Below are 26,159 nucleotides of genomic sequence, written 5' to 3' on the forward strand. Positions count from 1 at the left end.
TCACCCGCGGGGGGCCCGGGCTTTTCACGGGGCCGGGCGCCCCTTCGGCGTTCGGGAACCTACTCCTTGACGCGGATCTCCTTGCGGAGATCCGTCGTGATCTTGGCAGCGGTGTCCTTGTCGATGTTCTTGGTGGCGTCGCCGGGTGACACCATCGCCATGGTGCTGTAGTCCGACCAGGCGCAGAACCAGTCGGTCTTCAACTTGCCGGACGCGGCGTCCTTGCCCTTGGCGGCCTGGCACTTCATGATGCCGTTCTCGAAGCCGGAGGGAGACACCTCCTCCGGTTCGCCGACCAGCTGGGTGTCCTTCTTCGAGTCCTCGGATGCGCTCTTCTTCAGCGTGGCGAAGAATGTGTCCAGCGCCTTGGCAGGGTCCTTGACCTTGCCGTAAGCACCGATATAGGTGATGCCCTTCGCGGTTGCGATGTCGGGCGCGGTACTTGGATCGCTGGGGTCGAAATTGCTGAGATCCGCGGTCGAGTAGATCCCGGTGACGGCCTTGCCGTTCTCGATGCCGCTGGCCGTCAGTTCCTTCGTGGTCTTGTCGTCCTGCTTCACGCCCGAGTTGTCACCGCCGAAGCGGTTGTACTCGCCCAACACCTTCGCCGGCGTGGCCAGCTTGTGCGGACCGTCGTCGCTGAGCGTGTTGCTGCCGCCGCCCGACGTCAGGAAGTACGCCCCGCCCGCGATGACCGCCAGCGCCACGACCGCGCCGCCGATGATCAGGCCGGTCTTCTTCTTCGGAGGGGCCGGGGGCATCGGCATCTGGCCGCCGTATGGGGCCTGGCCGTACGGAGCCTGGGGCTGCTGGCCGTACGGGCCCGGCTGCTGGGCCTGCGGGTACCCGTAGCCCGGCTGAGGCTGCTGCGGAACACCTTGGGGGGCCTGCTGCGGGTACCCGTAACCCGGCTGGCCGCCCTGCGGCGGCTGGCCGTACGGGCCCGGCTGCTGGTCGTACGGGCCGGGCTGACCCTGCGGAGGCTGGCCGCCGTACGGTCCGGGCTGGCCCTGCGGAGGCTGGCCGCCGTACGGGCCCGGCTGGTTGTAGCTCATCTGCGGTGTCCCCTGTTCGTCATGCTTATGCGTTCCGAACATCCTGACGGAAGCTTCACCCGCGTGGAGCAACGGGAGTCACACCGTTACTCGACAAACCAGTTTCAGTACACGACTGTGGCGGCCCTAAACTGTCCCCCGTGACCGAGAACACTCAGCAGACGCCAGCCAGCAACCCCGAACTGCCGACCCAGTACGCACCGGCCGAGGTAGAGGGGAAGCTGTATGAGCGCTGGGTAGAACGTGGTTACTTCGAAGCCGACGAGCACAGCGAGAAGCCGCCGTACTCCATCGTCATCCCGCCGCCGAACGTCACGGGCAGCCTGCACCTGGGGCACGCCTTCGAGCACACGCTGATCGACGCCCTTGTCCGGCGCAAGCGCATGCAGGGCTTCGAGGCGCTGTACCAGCCCGGCATGGACCACGCCGGCATCGCCACCCAGAACGTCGTCGAGCGTGAGCTCGGCAAGGAGGGCAAGTCCCGCCACGACCTGGGCCGTGAGGCCTTCGTCGAGCGCGTCTGGCAGTGGAAGAACGAGTCCGGCGGCCAGATCTCCGGACAGATGCGCCGCCTCGGCGAGGGCGTCGCATGGTCCCGTGAGCGCTTCACCATGGACGAGGGTCTCTCCACCGCCGTCCAGACCGTCTTCAAGAAGATGTACGACGACGGGCTGATCTACCGCGCCGAACGCATCATCAACTGGTGCCCCCGGTGTCTGACCGCGATCTCCGATATCGAGGTCGAGTACCAGGACGACGACGGCGAGCTCGTCTCCATGAAGTACGGCGACGGTGACGCGACCATCGTCGTCGCCACCACCCGCGCCGAGACGATGCTCGGTGACACCGCCGTCGCCGTCCACCCCGACGACGAGCGCTACAAGCACCTCGTCGGCACGCGCATCAAGCTGCCGCTCACCGACCGTACGATCCCCGTCGTCGCAGACCACCACGTCGACCCGGAGTTCGGCACGGGCGCCGTCAAGGTGACGCCCGCGCACGACCCGAACGACTTCGAGATCGGCAAGCGCCACGACCTGCCGTTCCTCACGGTCATGGACGAGCGCGCGGTCATCACCGTCCCCGGCCCCTTCGAGGGACTCGACCGCCTGGAGGCCCGCTCCGCCATCGTCGGCGCGCTGCGCGCCGAGGGCCGGATCGTCACCGAGAAGCGTCCGTACCTCCACTCCGTCGGCCACTGCTCGCGCTGCAAGACCACCATCGAGCCCCGGCTGTCCCTCCAGTGGTGGGTCAAGGTCGCCCCGCTCGCCAAGGCGGCCGGTGACGCCGTCCGCGACGGCAAGGTCAAGATCCACCCGCAGGAGATGGAGAAGCGGTACTTCGACTGGGTCGACAACCTCCACGACTGGACGATCTCGCGCCAGCTCTGGTGGGGTCACCGCATCCCCGTCTGGTACGGCCCGAACGGCGAGGTCGTCTGCGTCGGACCGGACGACGAGGCCCCCACGGGCGAGGGCTGGACGCAGGACAGCGACGTCCTGGACACCTGGTTCTCCTCCGGCCTGTGGCCGTTCTCCACGCTCGGCTGGCCGGAGCAGACCGACAGCCTCGCGAAGTTCTACCCGAACTCCGTCCTCGTCACCGGCTACGACATCCTCTTCTTCTGGGTCGCCCGGATGATGATGTTCGGCCTGTACGTCAACGATGGTGTCCCGCCCTTCGGGACCATCGTTCTGCACGGCATGGTCCGTGACGAGTTCGGCAAGAAGATGTCGAAGTCGTTCGGCAACGTCGTCAACCCGCTCGACTGGATGGACAAGTACGGCTCGGACGCCCTGCGGTTCACCCTGGCGCGCGGTGCCAACCCGGGCGTCGACGTCCCGATCGGCGAGGACTGGGTCCAGGGCTCCCGCAACTTCGCCAACAAGATCTGGAACGCCACGCGCTTCGCGCTGATGAACGGCGCCACGATCGAGGGCGAGCTGCCCGACCCGTCGCAGATGTCGGCGACGGACCGCTGGATCCTGTCGAAGCTCAACAAGACCGTCGCCGAAGTCGACGCGTTCTACGACGACTTCCAGTTCTCCAAGCTCAGCGAGGCGCTCTTCCACTTCGCGTGGGACGAGGTCTTCGACTGGTACGTCGAGCTGTCGAAGACCACGTTCTTCGCGGGTGGCGAGCAGGCGAAGGTCTCCGGCCGGGTCCTCGGCGAGGTCCTCGACGTGATGCTGCGGCTCCTGCACCCGGTCGTCCCGTTCGTCACCGAGACGCTCTGGACCACGCTGACCGGCCGCGAGTCCGTCGTCATCGCCGACTGGCCGAAGGACTCCGGCTTCCGCGACGCGGCCGCCGAGCAGGAGATCGAGCTCGTCCAGCAGGTCGTCACCGAGGTCCGCCGGTTCCGCTCCGACCAGGGCCTCCAGCCCGGCCAGAAGGTGCCGGCCGAGCTCACCCTGACCGGCACGGCGCTCGCCCCGCACGAGGCGGCCATCCGCCAGCTGCTGCGCCTGCAGCCCGCCGGTGACGGCTTCCACGCCACCGCGTCGCTGCCGGTCGCGGGCGCCACCGTCGCCCTCGACCTGTCCGGCACCATCGACGTGGAGGCCGAGCGCAAGCGCCTGACGAAGGACCTCGGCGCCGCCGAGAAGGAGAAGGCCCAGGCGGGCGCGAAGCTCGGCAACGAGGCGTTCCTGGCCAAGGCTCCGGACAACGTGGTCGACAAGATCCGTACCCGGCTCGCCAAGGCCGACGCGGACATCACGCGGATCACCGCTCAGCTGGCGAACCTGCCGCAGAGCTGATGATCTGAGCGCGAAGCCCCCGTGCCCCTGACCGACCAGGGACACGGGGGCTTCGCCGTACCCGTTCCGGCGCCCGCGCCGCGGCCGGGTCCGCGGCAGCGGCTCGTACGGCGTGTCCGGTACAGGGCAGCCGTCCGCCCGGACTCCGGGGCGCGCACCGCTCGGGCGCCGCAGTCAGGCCCAGAGGGCAGGGACCATCATGTGCCCCCTGGGCGCGTCGTGCCGTCAGCGGCTCGGGAGGGCGATTCGTGACCGTTGCCGGGCCCCGCGCCGGATGTCCGTCCCGATCCGTAGACTGGGACCCGTGAGTGAGCCCCGCCCTTCAGACCGGCACGACGCGTCCGAGTCCGACGACACCTTCGCGGAGATCGTCGACGAAGCGACCCAACGCGACCCCGACCTGGCGGTGATCGAGGCCGGCAGCCGCACCCTGCGCACGGTCTCGGGACCGGTCCCGGGTGACGAGGTCCCCGCCCGACCCGCCGACCCGGAGGTGGACAAGGCGCTGCGCGCGGTGGAGCAGGAGCTCGCCGGCCGCTGGGGCGAGACGAAGCTCGAACCGTCCGTGTCGCGGATCGCCGCACTGATGGACGTGCTCGGCGAGCCGCAGCACGCGTACCCGTCGATCCACATCACCGGCACCAACGGCAAGACCAGCACCGCCCGCATGATCGAGGCCCTGCTCGGCGCCTTCGAGCTGCGCACCGGCCGCTACACCTCGCCGCACGTCCAGTCGATCACCGAGCGGATCAGCCTGGACGGTTCGCCGATGGACCCGGAGCGGTTCATCGAGACGTACAACGACATCAAGCCGTATGTCGAGATGGTCGACGCCCAGCAGCCCTACCGGCTCTCCTTCTTCGAGGTGCTGACCGGCATGGCGTACGCGGCCTTCGCCGACGCGCCGGTCGACGTCGCGGTCGTCGAGGTCGGCATGGGTGGCAGCTGGGACGCGACGAACGTGATCGACTCCTCGGTCGCCGTCGTCACCCCCATCTCGCTGGACCACACCGACCGGCTCGGCGCCACGCCCGCCGAGATCGCCGGTGAGAAGTCCGGGATCATCAAGCAGGACGCCACCGTCATCCTGGCCCAGCAGCCGGTCGACGCCGCGCAGGTCATGCTGAAGAAGGCCGTCGAGGTCGACGCCACGGTCGCTCGCGAGGGCATGGAGTTCGGCGTCGTCTCCCGCGAGATCGCGGTCGGCGGCCAGCTTCTGACGCTGCGCGGCCTCGGGGGCGAGTACGAGGAGGTCTTCCTCCCGCTGTACGGCGCCCACCAGGCGCACAACGCGGCGGTGGCGCTCGCCGCGGTCGAGGCGTTCTTCGGCATCGGCGCCGAGCAGCCCGGCTCGCTCGACATCGACACGATCCGCCGGGCCTTCGCCTCGGTCCGCTCGCCGGGCCGCCTCGAAGTCGTCCGGAGCAGCCCGACCGTCGTCCTGGACGCGGCCCACAACCCGGCGGGCGCCCGCGCCACCGCCGACGGGCTGTCCGAGGCGTTCGGCTTCTCCCGGCTGATCGGCGTGGTCGGCGCGAGCGACGACAAGGACGTCCGGGGGCTCCTCGAAGCCTTCGAGCCGATTTTCGCCGAGGTCGTCGTCACCCAGAACTCCAGCGGCCGCGCGATGGACACCGACGAGCTGGCCGCTGTCGCGGTCGAGGTCTTCGGCGGCGACCGCGTCCAGGTCGAACCGCGCCTCGACGACGCGCTGGAGGCGGCGATCACCCTCGCCGAGGAGGAGGACGAGTACGCGGGCGCCGGCGTCCTGGTGACCGGCTCCGTGATCACGGTCGGCGAGGCCCGGCTGCTTCTGGGAAGGCACTGACCCTGTGCGTACGCTCTGCGCGTCGACGCTGATCGGCGAATTCTTCGTGATCGGTTTCGCCGGACTCGTCGCCATGAAGTCCGACGACCTCTCGAACACCACCGTCTGGTCGGTCTGCGGCATCGGCATGCTGCTCTCCGTCCTGCTCTGCGGGATGATCACCCGCCCCGGCGGCACAGCCCTCGGCTGGGCGCTCCAGGTGGCACTCGTCGCCAGCGGGTTCGTCGTCCCGATGATGTTCATCCTGGGGCTGGTCTTCGGCGGACTGTGGTGGGCCTCGGTGCACTACGGTCGCAAGGTCGACGAGGCGAAGGCGCGCTGGGCGGCGCAGGCGGCGACCGAAGCCTCGGCCGGCAGCTGAGAGCCTGTCGGGTGACCTCTGATCGGGCGGCCACGCCCTGGCACGCACGCTTCCCGCGTTGCCGAAATGCCCTAGTAGCTCCTTCCCCGAGCTCTCAGCTTCGTTCGAGCAGGGGAGACCCCATCCGAGGACCTTCCAGCGCCTTGGAATCGCACGCACCAGACCGCGTCCGCTTTCCGGTCAAGGTCACCCGACAGGCTCTGAAACCTGAAGCCGGGCACGTCGGGCAAACCCGGCCGCCGGCCCGTCTCCGTGCCCCTGTAACCTCGCCTCACCGCACCCGCATGCCCTCAAGGAGCCACACATGACTCAGCGCACCCTCGTCATTCTCAAGCCCGACGCTGTCAGGCGTGGGCTGATCGGCGAGATCGTCGGCCGGATCGAGCGCAAAGCCGGCTGGCAGGTCACCGCGCTGGAGCTGCGCACGCTCGACCGTGCGACCCTGGAGCAGCACTACGCCGAGCACGTCGGCCGCCCGTTCTACGAGCCGCTCGTCGAGTTCATGCAGTCCGGCCCCGTCGTCGTCCTGGTCGCCGAGGGCGAGCGGGTCATCGAGGGCGTCCGTGCCCTGGCCGGCCCGACCGACCCGATCGCCGCCGCGCCCGGCTCCATCCGTGGCGACTTCGGCACGATCACCCGCGAGAACCTCATCCACGCCTCGGACTCCGAGGAGTCTGCTGAGCGTGAACTGAAGCTGTTCTTTCCGGGGCTTTCCTGACCTCGAATCAGCCAAACAGCGCTCATGGCCCGGGGCGACCGAAGTAATTCGGTCGCCCTTCGGCATAGGGTCCCCGATCGCGGGAACGCATCCCTCCGACTTAACGTCACCATGAGTGGAACGGCCACCCGTTCCGCCCACAATGGCGAAGGACCCTCGCGCGGTGTCCGTGAACACGGCACTACGATGGAATCTTCCACGCCCGCAGCGCTCACCTCGCCTACCAAAACAAGCCATAACCGCTTCTTGGGAAGGCCCGACGCATCCTCATGGGGAACAAGGGGAACTCAATGTCGTTCATCGGCCGTGACATGGCTATCGACCTAGGGACTGCCAACACGCTGGTGTACGTCAGGGGGCGCGGCATCGTTCTGAACGAGCCGTCCGTCGTGGCCATCAACACCAACACCGGCGGCATTCTGGCGGTCGGTTCCGAGGCCAAGAAGATGATCGGGCGTACACCGGGCAACATCGTTGCCGTACGGCCCTTGAAGGACGGCGTGATCGCCGACTTCGAGATCACGGAGCGGATGCTTCGCTACTTCATCCTGAAGATCCACAAGCGCCGCTACCTGGCCCGCCCGCGGGTCGTCGTCTGCGTGCCCTCGGGCATCACCGGGGTCGAGCGACGCGCCGTCATCGAGGCGTCGACGCAGGCCGGGGCGCGGCAGGTGCACATCATCGAGGAGCCCATGGCCGCGGCCATCGGTTCCGGGCTGCCGGTCCACGAGGCCACCGGCAACATGGTGGTCGACATCGGTGGCGGCACCACCGAGGTCGCCGTGATCTCGCTCGGAGGAATCGTCACTGCCCAGTCGATCCGGGTCGCCGGTGACGAGCTGGACAACGCGATCATCCAGCACATCAAGAAGGAGTACTCACTCCTCCTCGGTGAGCGCACCGCCGAACAGATCAAGATCACGATCGGCTCGGCGTACGACCTGGACAAGGACGAGCACACCGAGATCCGCGGCCGCGACCTGGTCTCCGGCCTGCCCAAGACGGTCGTCGTCTCCGCCGCGGAGGTCCGCAAGGCCATCGAGGAACCGGTCAACGCGATCGTCGACGCGGTGAAGACCACGCTCGACAAGTGCCCGCCGGAGCTCTCCGGCGACGTCATGGACCGCGGCATCGTCCTCACCGGCGGCGGCGCGCTGCTGCGCGGACTGGACGAGCGGCTGCGCCGTGAGACCGGCATGCCGATCCACATCGCCGAGGACCCGCTGGACTCGGTGGCACTCGGATCCGGTAAGTGCGTCGAGGAGTTCGAGGCGCTCCAGCAGGTGCTGGACGCCCAGCCCCGCAGGTAACACCGGGAACGACAACACAGCGGTCCGCCGTACGGGCGCTGCCGCCCCATACGGCGGATCGTTGATATACAGGCACGAACATTCCGACGAGGAAGGCACGGCCGCCGCACGTGAGGGACACACGAGAGAGCCGGCTGCTCCTGGTGCTGCTGATCGCCATCGCATTCGCACTGATTACGGTGGACATCCGCGGCGGCGAGGAGTCACCGGTGGACGGCGCCCGGCGGGCCGCCGCAACGGCCTTCGGGCCGGTCGAGAACGGCGTTGCGGCAGCCGTCGATCCGGTGGGCAACGCCATAGGGGCGATCCGCGACTCCGGTGAACGGCACAACCGGATTGCCGCCCTGGAGCAGCAGAACACCGCGCTGAAGATGAAGCTCGGCAGCGACGACCGCAACCGCAACCGGGTGCGCGAACTCGACAAGATGCTGAAGAAGTCCGCCGCCGGGCAGTACGGCATCAAGGCCGCCGAGGTCATCGCCATAGGAGCGGCCCAGGGCTTCTCCTGGACCGTCACCATCGACGCGGGCTCCAACGACGGCCTCAAGCGCGACATGACCGTCATCAACGGCGACGGACTCGTCGGCCGCGTCACCACCGTCGGCCCGGACACCGCGACGGTGCTCCTCGCCAACGACCCCGACTTCACCGTCGGCACCCGGATGGAGAAGACCGACGAACTCGGCTTCGCCACCGGCCAGGGCGACCGCCCGATCTCCGTTCAATTCCTCAACGGCAAGGCCCAGGTGAAGAAGGGCGACCGGCTGGTCACCTTCGGCTCCAGCAAGGACAAGCCGTTCGTGCCCGGAGTCCCGGTCGGCGAGGTGGTCCGCGTCGACCCGTCCGGCGGCGACCTCACCCGTACCGTCTATGTCCGCCCGTATGTCGGCTTCAGCCGACTCGACATCGTCGGCGTCGTCGTCCAGGCACCGCGCGAGGACCCGCGCGACATGGTCCTGCCGAAGCAGCCCGCCAAACCGAAACCCACCCCCACCCCGACGGTCACCGTCACCATCTCGCCCAACGGTGACATCGTCGATACCAACGGAAAGGTCGTGGGGAACGTCAACGGGACCCCGAGCGGCAGTCCCAGTGGGAGTCCCAGCCCCACCGGAACCACCGGCAACGCGGTCAACGAGCAGAGGTAGAGCTGATCCCCATGCGCTTCAACCGGACTCTGCTCTCCGCCGTTCTGGTCGTGTTCGCCCTGGTCGTCCAGGTCTCCGTACTCGCACGCCTCCAACTCCCCGGCGCCGTCCCCGATCTGCTGCTGCTCGTCGTCGTCGGCCTTTCCCTGGTGTACGGGCATGTGGCCGGTGCCCTGATCGGCTTCGGCGCGGGGCTCCTCACCGACCTGGCGCCGCCCGCCGACCACGCCGCCGGGCGCTACGCCATGGTCCTGTGCATCATCGGCTACGCCGCCGGACTGGCCCGGCCGGAGAACGGCCGGCTCAAGTCCGCGTTGGCGCCGATGACCGTGGTCGTGGCCGCCGCAATCGGATCCACGCTGCTGTACGCCCTCGTCGGCGCCCTCGTCGGCGACACCGCCGCCCGTCATGTCGGCCTCGGCGGCCTGGTGTTCACCGCCGCTGTCTACGATCTGCTTCTCGCGCCGTTCACCGTTCCACTGATCATGGCGCTCGCCAGACGCACCGAGAACGACCCGATCTCCGAACCCTCCGGCGGAGACGTGGCCTCGGGCTGGCTCTCCTCCGGCACCGGACTCAGGATCGGCAGCCAGCGCGGCGGACTGCGGGTGAAGGTCGCCCGCAACCGGTCGGCACGGGCCGGACGGATCAAGGGAGCCAAGCGACTGTGAGGCTGTATCTCCCAGGGGGCACCCCCCGGACACCCGGCCCGACCACCGGGGGCGCCCCGTGAGCAACATTCCGGAGACGGGCCGGACCCAGCGGGTCCAGATCAGGCTCATCGTCATCCAAGTCCTCGTCTTCTCCCTGCTTCTGACACTCGGCGGCCGCCTCTGGTACCTCCAGATCCGCAACGGCCGGGAATACACCGACGAGGCGAGGAGCAACCACGTCCAGCAGGTCGTGCAGCCCGCCGTCCGCGGCTCCATCCTCGACGCCCGCGGCGCGCCCCTCGCCGATAACGAGACCCGCCTCGTCGTCTCCGCCAGCCGCACCGAGCTGCTGAAGATGGACGACGACGGCAAGAGCGTTCTGACCCGGCTCGCCGATGTGCTCGACATGAAGCCGAAGGACGTCCTCGACAAGGTCCGGCTCTGCGACGCGAAAACCCCGCAGCCCTGCTGGAACGGCTCGCCGTACCAGCCGATCCCGGTCACCGACAAGGCCACCACCCAGCAGGCCCTGACGATCCGCGAACGCGCCGAAGACTTCCCCGGCATCACCGCCGAACCCACCGCCGTACGCCGCTACGCCTCTCCCGGCAAGTCCAACACCGCCCAGGTCCTCGGCTACCTCTCGCCCGTCACCGACGAAGAGATCACCAAGGCCCAGAACACCAACTCGCCGTACCTCCGCTCCGACCAGGTCGGCCGCTCCGGCCTGGAGCGCACGTACGACAAGGAGTTGCGCGGCAAGGCCGGCGTCACCCGCTACGAGGTCGACAACCTCGGCCGGGTCATCGGCCAGGCGAAGAACGACAAGGCGGAGCCCGGATCGAGCGTCGTCACCTCCATCGACGCCCGGGTCCAGGCCGTTGCGGAGTACGAGCTCAACGAGGCCATGAAGACGGCCCGTAAGACCTTCGACAAGAACACCGACCAGAACTACAAGGCCGACTCGGGCGCCGTCGTCGTCATGGAGGCCAAGACGGGCCGAGTCGTCGCGATGGCGTCCAACCCCGACTACGACCCCAACGCCTGGGTCGGCGGCATCTCGGGCAAGGACTACGCCCGGATGACCAGCAAGAAGTCCAACTATCCGCTGCTCAACCGGGCCATCCAGGGCCAGGCTGCACCGGGCTCGATCTTCAAGGTCATCTCGACCGCGGCCTCCGTCAGGGCGGGCTACCCGTTCGACGGCCGCTACAACTGCGGCAGCTCGTACAGCGCCGACGGCCAGACCTACAAGAACTTCGAATCGCAGAGCCACGGCCCGATCACCCTGGGCCAGGCGCTCGAGGTCTCCTGCGACACCGTCTTCTACGCCCTCGGCCACCAGCAGTGGCAGAAGGACGGCGGGCTGAAGCCCAAGAAGAACCCCAAGGACTGGTTCTTCAAGACCGCCCACCAGTTCGGTCTCGGCAAGGAGACCGGCATCGACCTTCCCAACGAGGTCACCGGCCGGGTCCCCGACCGCCAGTGGAAGAAGGACTTCTGGAAGGCCAACAAGGACGCCTGGTGCGAACAGGGCAAGCAATGGCCCAAGAAGAAGGACTTCGGCACCGTGCTCGCCCACGAGAACTGCCTCGAGGGCATGAAGCTGCACGCCTATGACGCGATCAACTACTCCATCGGCCAGGGCGACACCCTCGTCACCCCGATCCAGATGGCGACCATCTACGCCGCGATCAGCAACGGCGGCACGCTCTACGACCCGACCGTCGGCAAGGCGATCATCAGCCCCGACGGCAAGAACGTCCGCATGATCGAGCCCCATTCGCACGGCAAGCTGCCGGCCAGCGCCAAGACCCTGAAGCAGATGGAGGGGGCGCTGGCGGGAGTCGCGACCCGCGGCACCGCCGCCTGGCGATTCGGCGGTTGGCCGCAGGACAAGATCCCGATGCACGCCAAGACGGGCACGGCCGAGGTCTACGGCAAGCAGACGACCTCCTGGTTCGCCACGTACACCAAGGACTACTCGGTCGTCATGACGATCTCCCAAGGTGGTACGGGCTCCGGCGCCTCCGGGCCCGCCGTCCGCAACATCTACGACGCGATCTACGGACTCGACGACTCCGGCAAGCAGGACCTCAAGAAGGCACTGCTGGCCACCCCGCAGAAGTCCCTGCCCAAGATCCAGCACGACGGCTCGATCGACGCCCCGACGATCAAGCCCTACGACCCGAACTCACAGAAGACCCCGGAGGAGCAGACACTCGCCGCGGTGCTCGGGAGGCGCGACTGATGGCCGGCTTCTCCGTCTCCCGGTACGCCCCCGACCGCGGCATCTGGGGCAGACTCACCGCCCGCGACTCCGTCGTGCGCCGGCTCGACTGGCCGATGCTCGGCTCCGCGGTCGCGCTCTCCTTCATCGGCGCGGCCCTGGTCTACTCGGCGACCCGCGGCCGGGAATCCCTCAACCACGGCGACCCGTACTACTTCCTGCTGCGGCACGCCCTCAACACCGGCATCGGCTTCGCCCTGATGGTCGGCACGATCTGGCTCGGCCACCGCACCCTGCGCGGCGCCGTCCCGGTCCTCTACGGCCTCTCGGTACTCCTGATCCTCGCGGTCCTCACCCCGCTCGGCGCCACCGTCAACGGTGCCCACGCCTGGATCATCATCGGCGGCGGCTTCTCCCTGCAGCCGTCCGAGTTCACCAAGATCACCATCATCCTGGTGATGGCGATGGTCCTCGCCGCCCGCGTCGACGCCGGCGACCAGCTGTACCCCGACCACCGGACCGTCGCCAAGGCACTCGGTTTCGCGCTCGTCCCGATGGTGATCGTCATGGGGATGCCGGACCTCGGCTCCGTGATGGTCATGGCCGTCATCGTGCTCGGCGTCCTCCTGGCCTCCGGCGCGTCGAACCGCTGGGTCTTCGGACTCCTCGGCGCCGGCGCGGCCGGAGCCATCGCCGTCTGGCAGCTCGGCCTGCTCGACGACTACCAGATCGCCCGCTTCGCCGCCTTCGCCAACCCGGCGCTCGACCCGGCGGGCGTCGGCTACAACACCAACCAGGCCCGCATCGCCATCGGCTCCGGCGGACTCACCGGCACCGGCCTCTTCCATGGCACCCAGACCACCGGCCAGTTCGTTCCCGAGCAGCAGACCGACTTCGTCTTCACCGTCGCGGGCGAGGAACTCGGCTTCCTCGGCGCCGGACTGATCCTCGTCCTCCTCGGCGTCGTCCTGTGGCGCGCTTGCCGGATCGCCCGCGAGACCACCGAGCTGTACGGCACGATCGTCGCCGCCGGAATCATCGCCTGGTTCGCCTTCCAGGCGTTCGAGAACATCGGGATGACGCTCGGCATCATGCCGGTCGCCGGACTCCCGCTGCCGTTCGTGTCGTACGGAGGGTCATCGATGTTCGCCGTCTGGGTGGCCATCGGACTGCTCCAGTCGATCCGGGTGCAGCGGCCGATGTCGGCGTAGGCGTGTCCTCGCCGCGTGCAGTCCCTAGCCGGAACCGGGTGTGCACCAGGTCCCGGCAAGGGACTGCTCAGGGAACGGAATCGATCGCGATGCGAGCGAGCGAGCGTCTAGATTCGGTTCGTGACTCCTCCGCCCCGAGAACGGGGCGGCTTCTCACTCGGTTCAGATGAACCTCCTGACGGCCAAGCCCTGACCGCTGCCCGAGGACAGGTGTACAACTTAGAACACGCCTCAGCGTTGCTGCGGGTGAAGCCGACGGTTCACTCGAAAGTAGGTCCGATGGCGGACTCGAAGCGTGAAATCGAGCGAAAGTACGAAGCCACCGTCGATACCCGGCTTCCCGATCTGACCCGGGTGGCCGGCGTCGCGGCCGTGGACCACCGCGGCGTCACGGAGCTGGACGCCGTCTACTACGACACCGAGGACCACCGGCTCGCGGCCGACGCGCTCACCCTGCGCCGCCGCACCGGCGGCGCCGACGCCGGCTGGCACCTCAAATTCCCGGTCGCCTCCGGGATCCGCGACGAGATCCAGGCCCCGCTCTCCGACACCCTTCCGAACAGCCTCGCAGGGCTGCTGCGCTCCCGGGTCCGCGAGACGGAGCTCGTCCCCGTCGTCCGGCTGCTCTCCACCCGGGACGTCCACCACCTGCTCGACGCCGACGGCACGCTGCTCGCCGAACTCAGCGTCGATGAGGTCCGGGCCGAGCGTCTCACGGGCGGCGGCGGCACCGCCGCCTGGACCGAGATCGAGGTCGAACTCGCCGACGACCAGGACCCCGCCTTCCTCGACGCCGTCGAACGCCGGCTGCGCAAGGGCGGCGTACGTCCCTCCGCGGCGGCGTCCAAACTGGCCAGGGCCCTCGACGAGACAGCCCCGAAACAGAAGCAGCGCCCGAAGGGGGACGGCAAGCCGCGGCCCCGGACGGCGGGCGACCACGTCCTGGCGTACGCACGCGACCAGATCACGGCGATCGTCGCCCTCGACCCCGCCGTACGCCGCGATCTGCCCGACTCCGTGCACCAGATGCGGGTCGCCACACGCCGGCTGCGCAGCGCCTTCAGGACGTACCGGAAGATCCTGGACCGGACGGTCACCGATCCGATCGGTGACGAACTGAAGTGGCTGGCCGCGGAGCTCGGTGTCGACCGGGACCAGGAGGTCCTCGACGAACGGCTCCGCACCCGGATCGCGGACCTGTCCCGCACCCTCGTCCTCGGCCCCGTCCGCAGCCGCCTGCGCATCTGGTCCACCGCCCGCCGCTCAGGTTCCCGGCGCCGGACCGTCGGCGTACTCGACGGGAAGCGGTATCTGACGCTCCTCGACACACTCCACGCGTTCCTCGCCGACCCGCCGCTGCTGCCCGGCGCGGACCGCGGCCCGCGGGACGCCCTGCCGCGCGCCGTCCTGAAGGACTACGCGCGGCTGGCCACCCGGATCGGCCACGCCCTGGACCTCCCCGCGGGCCAGAGCCGGGACGTGGCGATGCACGAGGCCCGCAAGGCCGCCAAGCGGGCCAGGTACGCGGGGGAGGCGGCCACCCCCGCGCTGGGCAGGCCCGCCGAGAAGTTCGCCAAGCGGATGAAGGCTGTGCAGACCGTGCTCGGCGACCACCAGGACAGCGTCGTAGCCCGCGAAGCCCTGCGCACCGTGGCCGCCCAGGCGCACGCGGCGGGGGAGTCCACCTTCACGTGGGGTCTGCTGTACGGGCGGGAGGAGGCGGACGCGGCCGCCCGCGAACGGGAACTGCCCGGGGTGTGGGAGCGGGCCTCCCGGCCGGAATTGCGGTCGGAGCTGACAAGCTGAGCGCCGGGGTACGCTGGATGGTCACCACTGCCGGCTCTCGAAAGTTCGCGATGTCTGTCGATTCGGTCTTCCCACAGCTCGAAGCTCTGCTCCCGCATGTGCAGAAGCCCATCCAGTACGTCGGCGGTGAGCTCAACTCCACCGTCAAGCCGTGGGACGAATGCGACGTCCGCTGGGCGCTCATGTACCCGGACGCGTACGAGGTCGGGCTGCCCAACCAGGGCGTCATGATCCTGTACGAGGTACTCAATGAGCGCCAGGGCGTCATGGCCGAGCGCACGTACAGCGTGTGGCCGGACCTCGAAGAGCTGATGCGCGAGCACAAGGTGCCGCAGTTCACGGTGGACAGCCACCGCCCGGTGAAGGCGTTCGACGTCTTCGGACTGAGCTTCTCCACGGAGCTCGGCTACACCAACATGCTCACTGCCCTCGACCTCGCCGGCATCCCGCTGGATGCCAAGGACCGCGGTCTCGACGACCCGATCGTCCTCGCCGGCGGCCACGCGGCGTTCAACCCCGAGCCGATCGCGGAGTTCATCGACTGCGCGGTCATCGGCGACGGCGAGCAGGCGGTCCTGGAGATCACCGAGATCATCCGCGCCTGGAAGGCCGAAGGCCGGCCCGGCGGGCGCGAGGAGGTGCTGTTCCGCCTCGCGCGGACCGGTGGCGTCTACGTACCGCGGTTCTACGACGTCGAGTACCTCCCGGACGGCCGTATCGGCCGCGTCGTGCCGAACAAGTCGGGCGTGCCGTGGCGCGTGTCCAAGCACACCGTCATGGACCTCGACGAGTGGCCGTACCCGAAGCAGCCTCTCGTCCCCCTCGCCGAGACCGTCCATGAGCGGATGTCCGTCGAGATCTTCCGCGGCTGCACCCGCGGCTGCCGTTTCTGCCAGGCCGGCATGATCACGCGCCCCGTGCGGGAGCGAAGCATCACCGGCATCGGCGACATGGTCGAGAAGGGTCTCAAGGCGACCGGCTTCGAAGAGGTCGGCCTCCTTTCGCTCTCCTCCGCGGACCACAGTGAGATCGGCGACATCGCCAAGGGGCTCGCGGACCGGTACACCGAGGACAAGATCGGCCTCTCACTGCCCTCCACCCGCGTCGACGCGTTCAACGTCGACCTGGCCAACGAGCTGACCCGCAACGGCCGCCGTTCGGGTCTCACGTTCGCCCCGGAGGGCGGCTCCGAGCGCATGCGCAAGGTCATCAACAAGATGGTCTCGGAGGAAGATCTCATCCGGACGGTTGCCACCGCGTACGGCAACGGCTGGCGCCAGGTGAAGCTGTACTTCATGTGCGGCCTGCCCACCGAGACCGACGAGGACGTCCTCCAGATCGGCGACATGGCGGTCAATGTGATCGCCAAGGGCCGCGAGGTCTCCGGTCAGAACGACATCCGCTGCACCGTCTCCATCGGCGGCTTCGTACCCAAGCCGCACACCCCGTTCCAGTGGGCCCCGCAGCTGAGCGCCGAGGAGACCGACGCCCGGCTGGAGAAGCTGCGCGACAAGATCCGCGGCGACAAGAAGTACGGCCGCTCGATCGGCTTCCGCTACCACGACGGCAAGCCCGGCATCGTCGAGGGCCTGCTCTCGCGCGGCGACCGCCGTGTCGGCTCGGTCATCCGCGCCGTTTACGAGTCCGGCGGCCGCTTCGACGGCTGGCGCGAGCACTTCTCGTACGACCGCTGGATGGCCTGCGCCGAGAAGACGCTTCCCGAGTTCGGCGTGGACGTCGACTGGTACACCACCCGCGAGCGGACGTACGAGGAGGTCCTGCCCTGGGACCACCTGGACTCCGGTCTGGACAAGGACTGGCTCTGGGAGGACTGGCAGGACGCGCTCGACGAGACCGAGGTCGAGGACTGCCGCTGGACCCCGTGCTTCGACTGTGGCGTGTGCCCGCAGCTCGGCCTGGACATTCAAATCGGTCCGACGGGCAAGAAGCTGCTCCCGCTGACGGTCGTCAAGTAACACCGGACATCGCGTCACACAGGGCGTCACCGTTCGGGTGACAACTCGATGACGAAGGCCCGGCCCGGGAAACCCTGGGCCGGGCCTTTCGCGTCCTGTGTCCCATGGACCAGGAGAAGCAGCCCCACGTGTACGGCGGGCATCAGGCACCCGCGCACTACGAAAACGGCGACGGCTGCCTGACCACGCTCATCAGGATTCCGGTACGGGTCGTGGTGCTGGTCGTCGTCCTGCCCGTACGGATGGTCTGGGACGCGCTCGTCGCCACCGCCCGCGCCGCCGACCGGGTCCTGCTACGCCCCCTGGGACGGGCCGTGTCCTGGCTGGGCAGGGTGCTCGTGGTCGTCCCGCTGGTCTGGCTGTACGAGTCGGTCCTCACCCCGCTGGGGCACGGGCTGCGGTGGCTGGCCGCCGCGGTCGGGCAGGGACTGCGATGGCTGGGCGCGGCCGTCTTCGTGTGGCCGTGGGTGGCGCTGTGGCGGTATGTGGTCGTGCCCGTGGTCCGGTACGGGGTCGTGGCGCCGCTGGTCCGGCTGTACAGGTGGGTGCTCACCCCGGTCGGGCATGGGCTGCGGTGGGTGTACCGCGAACTTCTCACCCCTGCCGGACGGGGCGTCGCCACCGCGGTCGGCCTGTTGCTCACCGTGCTCTTCGTCCGGCCTGTTGTCGGCGTGTGGCGCTACCTCCTGGTGCCGCTCGCGACCGCCGTCACCTGGCTGGTGGAGCACCTGGTCGTGCTGTCGCTGGCATGGACGTACCGGGAACTGCTCACCCCGCTCGGCCACGGCATCGCCTGGCTCGCCGCCCTGCTGGCCCGTGGCGCCGTCGCCGCCGCCCGCGGGTTCGGGGCGGCCGTCGCCCGGCTCTTCACGACGCTGCTCGTCGCCCCCGTGACCTGGCTGTACCGGCGGGTCCTCGCCCCGGTCGGCCGCGAGATCGCCGCCGCGATCGGCGTCGCCTGGCGTATCGCAGGACACATCTCGCGGGCCGTCGGCCGTGGCCTTGCCTGGCTGGCGTGGCATCTCATCGGCGCCCCGATGGCCTGGGCGTACCGCACGGTGTGCACCCCGGTCGGCCATGTCGTGCGCGACGCGGTCTGGGCCCCCGCGAAGCGCGCCGCGGTCGAGGCGGGACGTGCGGCCCGCAGCGCGCTGCGCACCGCACGCGAGACCGTGCGGCAGGCCCGCCGCGACGCATGGCGCGCACTGGTCGGCAAGGGCCCGGTCCACGAGCCCCGGGAACCGGTGGGCCGCCTTGCGCGTACTCTGGGTAGTACAACGACTGTGCCCAGCGCGGCGCCCGAACCCGAGATCTCCCTGCGCAAGCAGGGGTGAGCCGGACCGGACACCCCCGGGCCACCCCGTATTTCGAGGGCGGCGTGCCACCGCGTCCGCTCCGCACCGAGGAGAAGAACCACTGGGCAAGCGACAGCCCGAAGGCCCGCCGCCCGCACCGGCAGTGCAGCGCATCCGACTGCGCTACACCAAGCGCGGCCGCCTCCGGTTCACCAGTCACCGCGACTTCCAGCGCGCTTTCGAGCGGGCGCTGCGGCGCGCCGAGGTGCCCATGGCCTACTCGGCGGGCTTCACCCCGCACCCCAAGGTTTCGTACGCCAATGCCGCACCCACCGGCACAGGCAGCGAGGCCGAGTTCCTGGAGATCGCCCTCACCGAGCCGCGGGACCCCGACACGTTGCGCGCACTGCTCGACGCGTCGCTCCCGGACGGCCTCGACATCACCGACGCGGTGGAGGCCCGCACCTCGGGTCTCGCCGACCGGCTGACCGCCTCCGTGTGGGAGATGCGGCTCGACGGGGTCCCCTTCGAGGACGCCGAGAAGGCCGTCGCCGGATTCCTCGGCGCCGAGACCGTCGAGGTCCAGCGCCGTACGAAGAACGGCATGCGGACCTTCGACGCCCGTGCGGCAGTCGCCGGTCTCGAGGCCGTCGATCCCGGCGCTGATAGGCCGGTGGACACGCCCTGTGCGATACTGCGGCTGGTTGTTCGGCACGTGACACCTGCCGTGCGACCTGACGACGTCCTGTCCGGTCTCCGCGTTGTGGCCGACCTGGCGCCGCCGGTCCCCGCAGCGGTGACCAGGCTGGCGCAGGGGCTCTTCGACGAGGAGTCCGGCACGGTGACCGACCCGCTCGCGCCCGACCGCGAGGCAGCCCCGGCCGTGCCATCCACGGCCACCGGGACCGCTGTCGCGACGGCGTCGGAAGGTGCAGGTTCCGCGTAAGGCGGTCGTTGTAGCGCAGCCCTCGGGCTCGGGAGCCACCTGGGCCGGGCCGCGCGCTGACCCATAAGACTTTCGCCAGGCCGTACGCACATCGCGGACGGAACCGGCGAGCCAGACATCAAGCTCCCGTGCGGCGCCCGCGCCCCGGACGGCGGTACCGCGTTTTGCATGCGGACCGTGTCGGACCGGAATCAGGCGCGGCGCCCGGGAGCGTGACGGGAGAACCGCCCGCATGCTCGAACCGATCGAACCCGGTACGTCCGGGAACGCCGAAGAGAACAACGCCCCCGGCGACAAGCTGCCGCCGCGCCGCAGGCGCCGTGCAGCGTCCCGCCCGGCAGGCCCGCCGTCGGCGACTGCCACGGGCGCGGAAGCCGCCGAGGCAGTCGCGCCGGCCATACCGGCCGTTGACGCCGAAGCGTCCGGCACCGCTGCCGCCGAGGCGGACGCCGCGCCGCCGGCGCGTACCCGCCGCCGCGCGGTCCGCAAGGCGACCACCCCCGCGGGCGCCCCGCAGGCCGCCGAGGCCGTCGAGGCCGTCGAGGTGGAGAAGCCTGCCGAAGCCGCTGCTCCCGCCGAGGCGCCCCGTGCGCGTCGTCGGGTGACCCGCAAGGCAACCGCTCCCGCGGGTGCGCCGAAGGCCGAGGAGACCCCCGAGGCTGCTGCGCCTGTCGAGGCCGCAGAGCCCACTGAGGCCGCTCCGGCGCCGCGTGCGCGTCGCCGCGCGACGCGCAAGGCCACGGCTCCCACTGGTGCCCCGCAGGCCGCTGAGGTCGTCGAGGCGGCGCCGGTCGTCGAGACCGCCGCTCCGGTCGAGGCGCCCGTCGCCGAGCCTGTCGAGGCCGCCGCCCCGCGTGGCCGTACCCGCCGCCGGGCGTCCGCTCCGGCGGGTGCCCCGCAGCCTGTGTCGGGCGACACCACGAGCGCCGAGATCGTCGAGCCCGTCGCGGCCCCGGAGGCCGTACAGGTCACCGAGACCGCAGAGGTTGCCGAGCCGGCTGCCCCGCGTGGTCGTCGTCGGGCCTCCCGCAAGGCCACCTCGCCCGCGGGCGCCCCGCAGGCCGCCGAGATCGTCGAGCCCGTCGCGCCGGTGGAGGCCGTGGTCGAGACCGAGGCCGCCGAGGAGCCGGTCGCCGAGCCGGAGGAGGAGACCGAGGCCGCCGCGCCGCGTGGCCGTCAGCGCCGCCGGGTCACCGCCCCCGCAGGCCGGCCGGAGTTCACCGGCAACGTCGAGGAGCCCGCCCGCGAGAGCCGTCGGGCGACGCGTCCCGCCGTGGCCGTCTTCCAGGCGCCGGTCTTCGCCGAGCCGATGTTCCAGACCCCGGAGACCGCCGCTGCCGCCGCTGCGGCCGCTGGTCCCGCGTACTACGACGAGGCCGAGGAAGAGATCGAGACGGTCGAGGAGACCCCGTCGGTCGAAGAGGCGGCTCCGGCCGCCGAGGCCGCACCGCAGGCCGGTTCCCGTCGCCGTCGCCGCCGTCGCGGTGAGGCCGTCGAGGCCGAGCCGGTCGCCGACCGGGCGCCCGCCCCTGTCGCCCCGGTGGAGGAGCACGCAGAGGACGAGCTCGAGGCGGAGGCCGAGGGCGAAGCCGAGCACGAGGGCGAGGAGTCGGACGAGTACGGGGACCGTCCTTCGCGTCGTCGCCGTCGTGGTGGCCGTCGCCGTCGCCGCGGTGAGCCCAGCGAGGCGGACGAAGCCGCGGAGCAGCACGCCGACGAGCACGCCGCCGACACGTCCGAGGACGAGTACGAGCGCGGTCACGAGGCCGAGGAGGAGGAAGAGGACCACGAGGCGGCCGCCTCCGGTTCCAGCAGCAGTCGTCGCCGTCGTCGTCGCCGCCGTCGCAGTGGTGACGTGTCGCCCGAGGCCGAGTCCGGCACGGACGACCCGGAGCGTACGGTCGTCAAGGTCCGCGAGCCGCGCGAACGGCGTGGGAAGGAAGCGGCCGAGCGCGAGCCCGGCACCGGCTTCGACGAGGTCCAGTCCATCAAGGGCTCGACCCGTATGGAGGCGAAGAAGCAGCGTCGCCGCGAAGGTCGCGAGCAGGGCCGGCGCCGCGTCCCGATCATCACCGAGGCGGAGTTCCTGGCCCGCCGTGAGGCCGTCGATCGCGTGATGGTCGTCCGCCAGAACGGCGACCGCACCCAGATCGGTGTCCTCGAGGACAATGTGCTCGTCGAGCACTACGTCAACAAGGAGCAGGCCACCAGCTACGTCGGCAACGTCTACCTGGGCAAGGTGCAGAACGTACTGCCGTCCATGGAGGCCGCCTTCGTCGACATCGGCAAGGGGCGCAACGCCGTCCTGTACGCCGGTGAGGTCAACTTCGAGGCGCTCGGCATGGCCCACGGGCCGCGCCGGATCGAGACCGCGCTGAAGTCCGGCCAGTCCGTCCTCGTTCAGGTGACGAAGGACCCGATCGGCCACAAGGGTGCCCGCCTGACCAGTCAGGTCTCGCTGCCCGGCCGCTACCTGGTCTATGTGCCCGAGGGCTCCATGACCGGCATCAGCCGCAAGCTGCCCGACACCGAGCGTGCCCGGCTGAAGACCATCCTCAAGAAGATCGTCCCCGAGGACGCGGGCGTCATCGTCCGTACCGCGGCCGAGGGTGCGAGCGAGGACGAGCTGCGCCGTGACGTCGAGCGGCTGCAGCAGCAGTGGGAGGACATCCAGAAGAAGTCGAAGAGCAACGGCAGCGCCAGCGCGCCGACGCTGCTCTACGGCGAGCCGGACATGACCGTCAGGGTCGTCCGCGACATCTTCAACGAGGACTTCTCGAAGGTCATCGTCAGCGGTGACGACGCGTGGCAGACCATCCACGGTTACGTCGCGCATGTCGCCCCCGACCTGACGGACCGGTTGTCGAAGTGGACCTCCGAGGTCGACATCTTCGCGACGTACCGGATCGACGAGCAGCTGATGAAGGCGCTCGACCGGAAGGTCTGGCTGCCCAGCGGCGGTTCGCTGGTGATCGACAAGACCGAGGCGATGGTCGTCGTCGACGTCAACACCGGCAAGTTCACCGGTCAGGGCGGCAACCTCGAGGAGACCGTCACCAGGAACAACCTGGAGGCGGCCGAGGAGATCGTGCGTCAGCTGCGGCTGCGCGACCTCGGTGGCATCGTCGTCATCGACTTCATCGACATGGTCCTGGAGTCCAACCGCGACCTGGTGCTGCGGCGCCTGCTGGAGTGCCTGGGACGCGACCGTACGAAGCACCAGGTCGCCGAGGTCACCTCGCTGGGCCTGGTCCAGATGACCCGCAAGCGGGTGGGCCAGGGGCTGCTGGAGTCGTTCTCCGAGACCTGCGTTCACTGCAATGGGCGCGGCGTGATCGTGCACATGGAGCAGCCGAGCTCGATCGGTGGCGGCGGCAACGGCAAGCGGGCCAAGAAGCGCGGCCGCGGTGGTGCCGGTGAGCAGCCCGAGGCTCTCGTCGAGCACGAGCACGTAGAGGCCGAGGTGGAGACCGAGGCCGAGGTGGCTGCCGAGGTCGCCGCTCCGGTGGCGCTCCCCGAGCCGGAGTTCGTACCGGACGAGGAGCTGTACAGCAGCGCGGCCGAGGCCGAGGCGGCTGCCTCGCGTGGCCGTGGCCGTCGGCGTGCGACCCGTAAGGCATCGGCCCCGGCCGGCGCCCCGAAGTCCGCACCGGCGCCCGCTGCAGGCGTGGAGCCGGAGCCGGTCGTCGAGCCCGAGCCGGCCGTCGAGGTCCCGGTGGCTGTCGAGGCCCCCGTGGCCGAGGCGCCGCAGGGCCGTACGCGCCGCCGGGCGACCCGTAAGGCGACTGCTCCGGCGGGATCGCCGGCCCCGGCCGAGCAGGTCGCGCCGGTCGAAGCGCCGCTGTCCGTCGCGGACGTGGTGGCCGAGGCCCCGGTGGCCGAGGTGCCGCAGCCGGAGGCAGCACCGGAGGAGGTGGCCGCTCCGGCCGCCCCGCCGCGTGCCCGACGCCGGGTGACCCGCAAGGTCACCGCCCCCGCGGGATCGCCCGCGGGTGCGGACGGCGCCGAGGTCGTCGTGGTGACCGGCTCCACCGAGCCGAAGCCCGAGGCCGAACCGGCCCCGGCCGACGTCACCGCCGTTGCCCCGGAAGTCGCGGAGACCGCGGAGACCGAGGCCCCGGCGAGGAAGACGGTCCGCAAGACCGCCAAGAAGGCAGCCACCAAGAAGACGGCTGCCAAGAAGACCGTCGCGAAGAAGACGGCTGCCAAGAAGACCGTCGCGAAGAAGACGACGGCCAAGAAGGCGGCAGCGAAGAAGACGGCGGCGGAGCAGTAGTCGCCGCAGCTTTCCAGAGGCCGGGCCTGGCGGGCCCGGCCTCTGCAGCAGCCGACGCACCCGGACCGGCCCCACCGGCCGGTCGGCGTGCGTCAGGCGCACCCGCCGCACCCGACCCGGTCCTCCGAGACTGCGAGGATCCGGGCCCGGCCGGGGCGGCTTCGCTCAAGTGACCGAGGCAACTGTCCTCGGGGCGTCGGTGGACGCGCCGTGACCGGACAACGAACTCGTAGAGCACGAGAACCAGGAAGCAAGGAGAACCTTCATGATCGGCCTGATACTCGCAGCCGGTGCCGGACGGCGTCTGCGCCCGTACACCGACACCCTTCCGAAGGCCCTGGTGCCGGTGGGTCCCGAGGGCGACGAGGAGAGCCTCACCGTCATCGACCTGACGTTGGGCAACTTCGCCGAGGTGGGGCTGACCGAGGTCGCGATCATCGTGGGTTACCGCAAGGAGGCCGTGTACGCCCGCAAGGAGGCTCTTGAGGCGAAGTACGGCGTCACGATCACGCTCATCGACAACGACAAGGCCGAGGAGTGGAACAACGCGTACTCCCTCTGGTGCGGCCGCGACTCGATCAAGCAGAGCGTGATCCTCGCCAACGGCGACACCGTGCACCCGGTCTCCGTCGAGAAGACGCTGCTGGCCGCCCGTGGTGACGGCAAGAAGATCATCCTTGCCCTCGACACGGTGAAGCAGCTCGCCGACGAGGAGATGAAGGTCGTCGTGGACGCCGAGAAGGGTGTCCAGCGGATCACCAAGCTGATGGACCCGGCGGACGCAACGGGCGAGTACATCGGTGTCACCCTGATCGAGGGCGACGCGGCCGACGAGCTCGCGGACGCGCTGCGGACGACCTTCGAACGCGACCCTGACCTGTACTACGAGGACGGCTACCAGGAGCTCGTCAACCGCGGCTTCAAGGTCGACGTGGCCCCGATCGGCGACATCCAGTGGGTCGAGATCGACAACCACGAGGACCTCGCCAAGGGCAGGAAGATCGCGTGCCAGTACTGACCCGCCTCATACCGGCGCCGATCGTCGTCGATATCCGTGCGGGTGCCCTGGCCGACCTCGCGAACGTCCTCGCGGACCAGAGGATCTCCAGCTCGGGCAAGCTGGCGGTGGCGATCAGCGCAGGGTCCGGTCAGGCGCTGCGCGAGCGGCTGTCGCCGAGCCTGCCGAGCGCTTCCTGGTTCGAGGTGGGCGGCGGCTCCCTCGGGGACGCGGTCAGGCTCGCCGAGGCCATGAAGTCCGGGCGGTACGACGCCGTGGTCGGTCTCGGCGGCGGCAAGATCATCGACTGTGCGAAGTTCGCCGCGGCGCGTATCGGGCTGCCGCTGGTCGCGGTGGCGACGAACCTCTCCCACGACGGTCTCTGCTCGCCGGTCGCCACCCTGGACAACGACGCGGGCCGTGGCTCGTACGGAGTCCCGAACCCGATCGCGGTCCTGATCGACCTCGACATCATCCGTGAGGCCCCGGCTCGTTTCGTGCGCTCCGGGATCGGCGACGCGCTGTCCAACATCTCCGCGGTCGCGGACTGGGAGCTGGCCCATCAGGTCAAGGGCGAGGACATCGACGGCCTCGCTGCCGCGATGGCCCGCCAGGCCGGTGAGGCGGTGCTGCGCCACCCCGGCGGCATCGGGGACGACAGCTTCCTGCAGGTGCTGGCCGAGGGGCTGGTGATGACCGGTATCTCGATGTCGGTCGCGGGCGACAGCCGTCCGGCTTCCGGCGCCTGCCACGAGATCAACCACGCCTTCGATCTCCTCTTCCCGCAGCGTGCCGCCAGCCATGGCGAGCAGTGCGGTCTGGGTGCGGCGTTCGCGATGCATCTGCGCGGTGCCCGCGAGGAGTCCGTACAGATGGCCCGGACGCTGCGGAGCCACGGCCTGCCCGTGCTGGCCGAGGAGATCGGCTTCACTGCGGACGAGTTCGTCTCGGTGGTCGAATTCGCTCCCCGGACCAGGCCCGGGCGCTACACGATCCTCGAGCACCTGAACCTGTCCGCAGACAGGATCCGGGATGCCTACGCCGAATACGTGAAGGCCGTCGAGGCCTGAACGAGAGGCCCGGTTTGACCGGCTGTCCAAGGCCCCGTAGCCTTGACCGTCGGCGTTTGTTCGCCGCACCTCTGAGCACTGGCCTCCCGCTCGTACGGGAGAGGCCGCTCGTCCAATCCGGATCGTCACGGGTCTTCGGGCCCGTGTGAGCGGCTGGCATCAGGGGTTTCCGTTCCGAGCGAGAGTGAGATCCGCGTGTACGCCATCGTGCGCAGCGGTGGCCGCCAGCACAAGGTTGCTGTCGGTGACATCGTTGAGGTTGACAAGATTTCCACTGCCCAGGTTGGCGACACGGTCGAGCTCTCGACCCTGCTCGTGGTCGACGGCGACGCCGTGACCAGCGACCCGTGGGTGCTGGCCGGGATCAAGGTCCAGGCCGAGGTCGTGGACCACCACAAGGGTGCGAAGATCGACATCCTTCGCTACAAGAACAAGACCGGCTACCGCCGTCGCCAGGGTCACCGCCAGCAGTACACGGCGATCAAGGTCACCGGTATCCCCGCGGCTGCGAAGTAAG

General features: G+C 69.7%; 18 protein-coding genes. 17 read left to right on the forward strand and 1 reads right to left on the reverse strand.

Annotation, left to right across the window (positions count from 1 at the left end; genetic code table 11):
• Positions 1–59 precede the first annotated feature (59 nt).
• Positions 60–1,055, reverse strand: a complete 996-nt coding sequence (locus AB0915_RS09575; RefSeq protein ID WP_366690535.1) for a hypothetical protein — start codon at positions 1,053–1,055, stop codon at positions 60–62.
• Between the two features lie 140 nt (positions 1,056–1,195).
• Between AB0915_RS09575 and AB0915_RS09580 the strand changes: the two genes are divergently transcribed.
• From AB0915_RS09580 to rplU, 17 genes are all read left to right on the forward strand, one after another.
• Positions 1,196–3,817, forward strand: a complete 2,622-nt coding sequence (locus AB0915_RS09580) for a valine--tRNA ligase (RefSeq protein WP_366690536.1) — start codon at positions 1,196–1,198, stop codon at positions 3,815–3,817.
• Between the two features lie 304 nt (positions 3,818–4,121).
• On the forward strand, positions 4,122–5,645 hold the full coding sequence (locus tag AB0915_RS09585) for a folylpolyglutamate synthase/dihydrofolate synthase family protein (RefSeq protein ID WP_366690537.1): 1,524 nt from the start codon (positions 4,122–4,124) through the stop codon (positions 5,643–5,645).
• Between the two features lie 4 nt (positions 5,646–5,649).
• Entirely contained in the window at positions 5,650–6,006 is a 357-nt protein-coding gene (locus AB0915_RS09590; RefSeq protein WP_366690538.1) for a DUF4233 domain-containing protein, read from the forward strand.
• Positions 6,007–6,310: 304 nt separating this feature from the next.
• A complete protein-coding gene (gene ndk, locus AB0915_RS09595; protein WP_366690539.1) occupies positions 6,311–6,724 on the forward strand; it encodes a nucleoside-diphosphate kinase in 414 nt (137 codons plus the stop codon).
• A gap of 290 nt (positions 6,725–7,014) precedes the next feature.
• A complete protein-coding gene (locus tag AB0915_RS09600) occupies positions 7,015–8,034 on the forward strand; it encodes a rod shape-determining protein (RefSeq protein ID WP_266361529.1) in 1,020 nt (339 codons plus the stop codon).
• 110 nt (positions 8,035–8,144) lie between these two features.
• Positions 8,145–9,182 (forward strand): rod shape-determining protein MreC, encoded by a 1,038-nt coding sequence (gene mreC, locus AB0915_RS09605; RefSeq protein ID WP_366690540.1) that lies wholly within the window; start codon positions 8,145–8,147, stop codon positions 9,180–9,182.
• Between the two features lie 11 nt (positions 9,183–9,193).
• On the forward strand, positions 9,194–9,853 hold the full coding sequence (gene mreD, locus AB0915_RS09610; protein ID WP_366690541.1) for a rod shape-determining protein MreD: 660 nt from the start codon (positions 9,194–9,196) through the stop codon (positions 9,851–9,853).
• Between the two features lie 58 nt (positions 9,854–9,911).
• Positions 9,912–12,086: a penicillin-binding protein 2 gene (gene mrdA / locus AB0915_RS09615; protein ID WP_366690542.1), complete on the forward strand. Its 2,175-nt coding sequence runs from the start codon at positions 9,912–9,914 to the stop codon at positions 12,084–12,086.
• Complete coding sequence (rodA, locus tag AB0915_RS09620) at positions 12,086–13,276, forward strand: rod shape-determining protein RodA (RefSeq protein ID WP_366690543.1); 1,191 nt, start codon at positions 12,086–12,088, stop codon at positions 13,274–13,276. The genes mrdA and rodA overlap by 1 nt, the downstream gene beginning before the upstream one ends.
• Before the next feature lie 279 nt (positions 13,277–13,555).
• The gene (locus tag AB0915_RS09625) at positions 13,556–15,082 is read left to right on the forward strand and encodes a CYTH and CHAD domain-containing protein (protein ID WP_366690544.1); all 1,527 of its coding nucleotides are present in this window, start codon (positions 13,556–13,558) and stop codon (positions 15,080–15,082) included.
• 50 nt (positions 15,083–15,132) lie between these two features.
• Positions 15,133–17,058, forward strand: a complete 1,926-nt coding sequence (locus tag AB0915_RS09630; protein WP_366690545.1) for a TIGR03960 family B12-binding radical SAM protein — start codon at positions 15,133–15,135, stop codon at positions 17,056–17,058.
• Positions 17,059–17,162: 104 nt separating this feature from the next.
• Positions 17,163–18,392 (forward strand): hypothetical protein, encoded by a 1,230-nt coding sequence (locus AB0915_RS09635; protein ID WP_366690546.1) that lies wholly within the window; start codon positions 17,163–17,165, stop codon positions 18,390–18,392.
• 124 nt (positions 18,393–18,516) lie between these two features.
• Positions 18,517–19,299: a TIGR03936 family radical SAM-associated protein gene (locus AB0915_RS09640; RefSeq protein WP_366690547.1), complete on the forward strand. Its 783-nt coding sequence runs from the start codon at positions 18,517–18,519 to the stop codon at positions 19,297–19,299.
• Between the two features lie 232 nt (positions 19,300–19,531).
• On the forward strand, positions 19,532–23,575 hold the full coding sequence (locus AB0915_RS09645; RefSeq protein ID WP_366690548.1) for an Rne/Rng family ribonuclease: 4,044 nt from the start codon (positions 19,532–19,534) through the stop codon (positions 23,573–23,575).
• A gap of 265 nt (positions 23,576–23,840) precedes the next feature.
• A complete protein-coding gene (locus AB0915_RS09650) occupies positions 23,841–24,593 on the forward strand; it encodes a phosphocholine cytidylyltransferase family protein (RefSeq protein WP_366690549.1) in 753 nt (250 codons plus the stop codon).
• Entirely contained in the window at positions 24,581–25,642 is a 1,062-nt protein-coding gene (locus AB0915_RS09655) for an iron-containing alcohol dehydrogenase family protein (protein ID WP_366690550.1), read from the forward strand. The genes AB0915_RS09650 and AB0915_RS09655 overlap by 13 nt, the downstream gene beginning before the upstream one ends.
• A gap of 195 nt (positions 25,643–25,837) precedes the next feature.
• Entirely contained in the window at positions 25,838–26,158 is a 321-nt protein-coding gene (rplU, locus tag AB0915_RS09660) for a 50S ribosomal protein L21 (protein ID WP_030921216.1), read from the forward strand.
• Position 26,159: the final 1 nt, after the last annotated feature.

The sequence above is a fragment of the Streptomyces sp. NPDC048411 genome (assembly GCF_040704695.1).
Classification (GTDB): domain Bacteria; phylum Actinomycetota; class Actinomycetes; order Streptomycetales; family Streptomycetaceae; genus Streptomyces.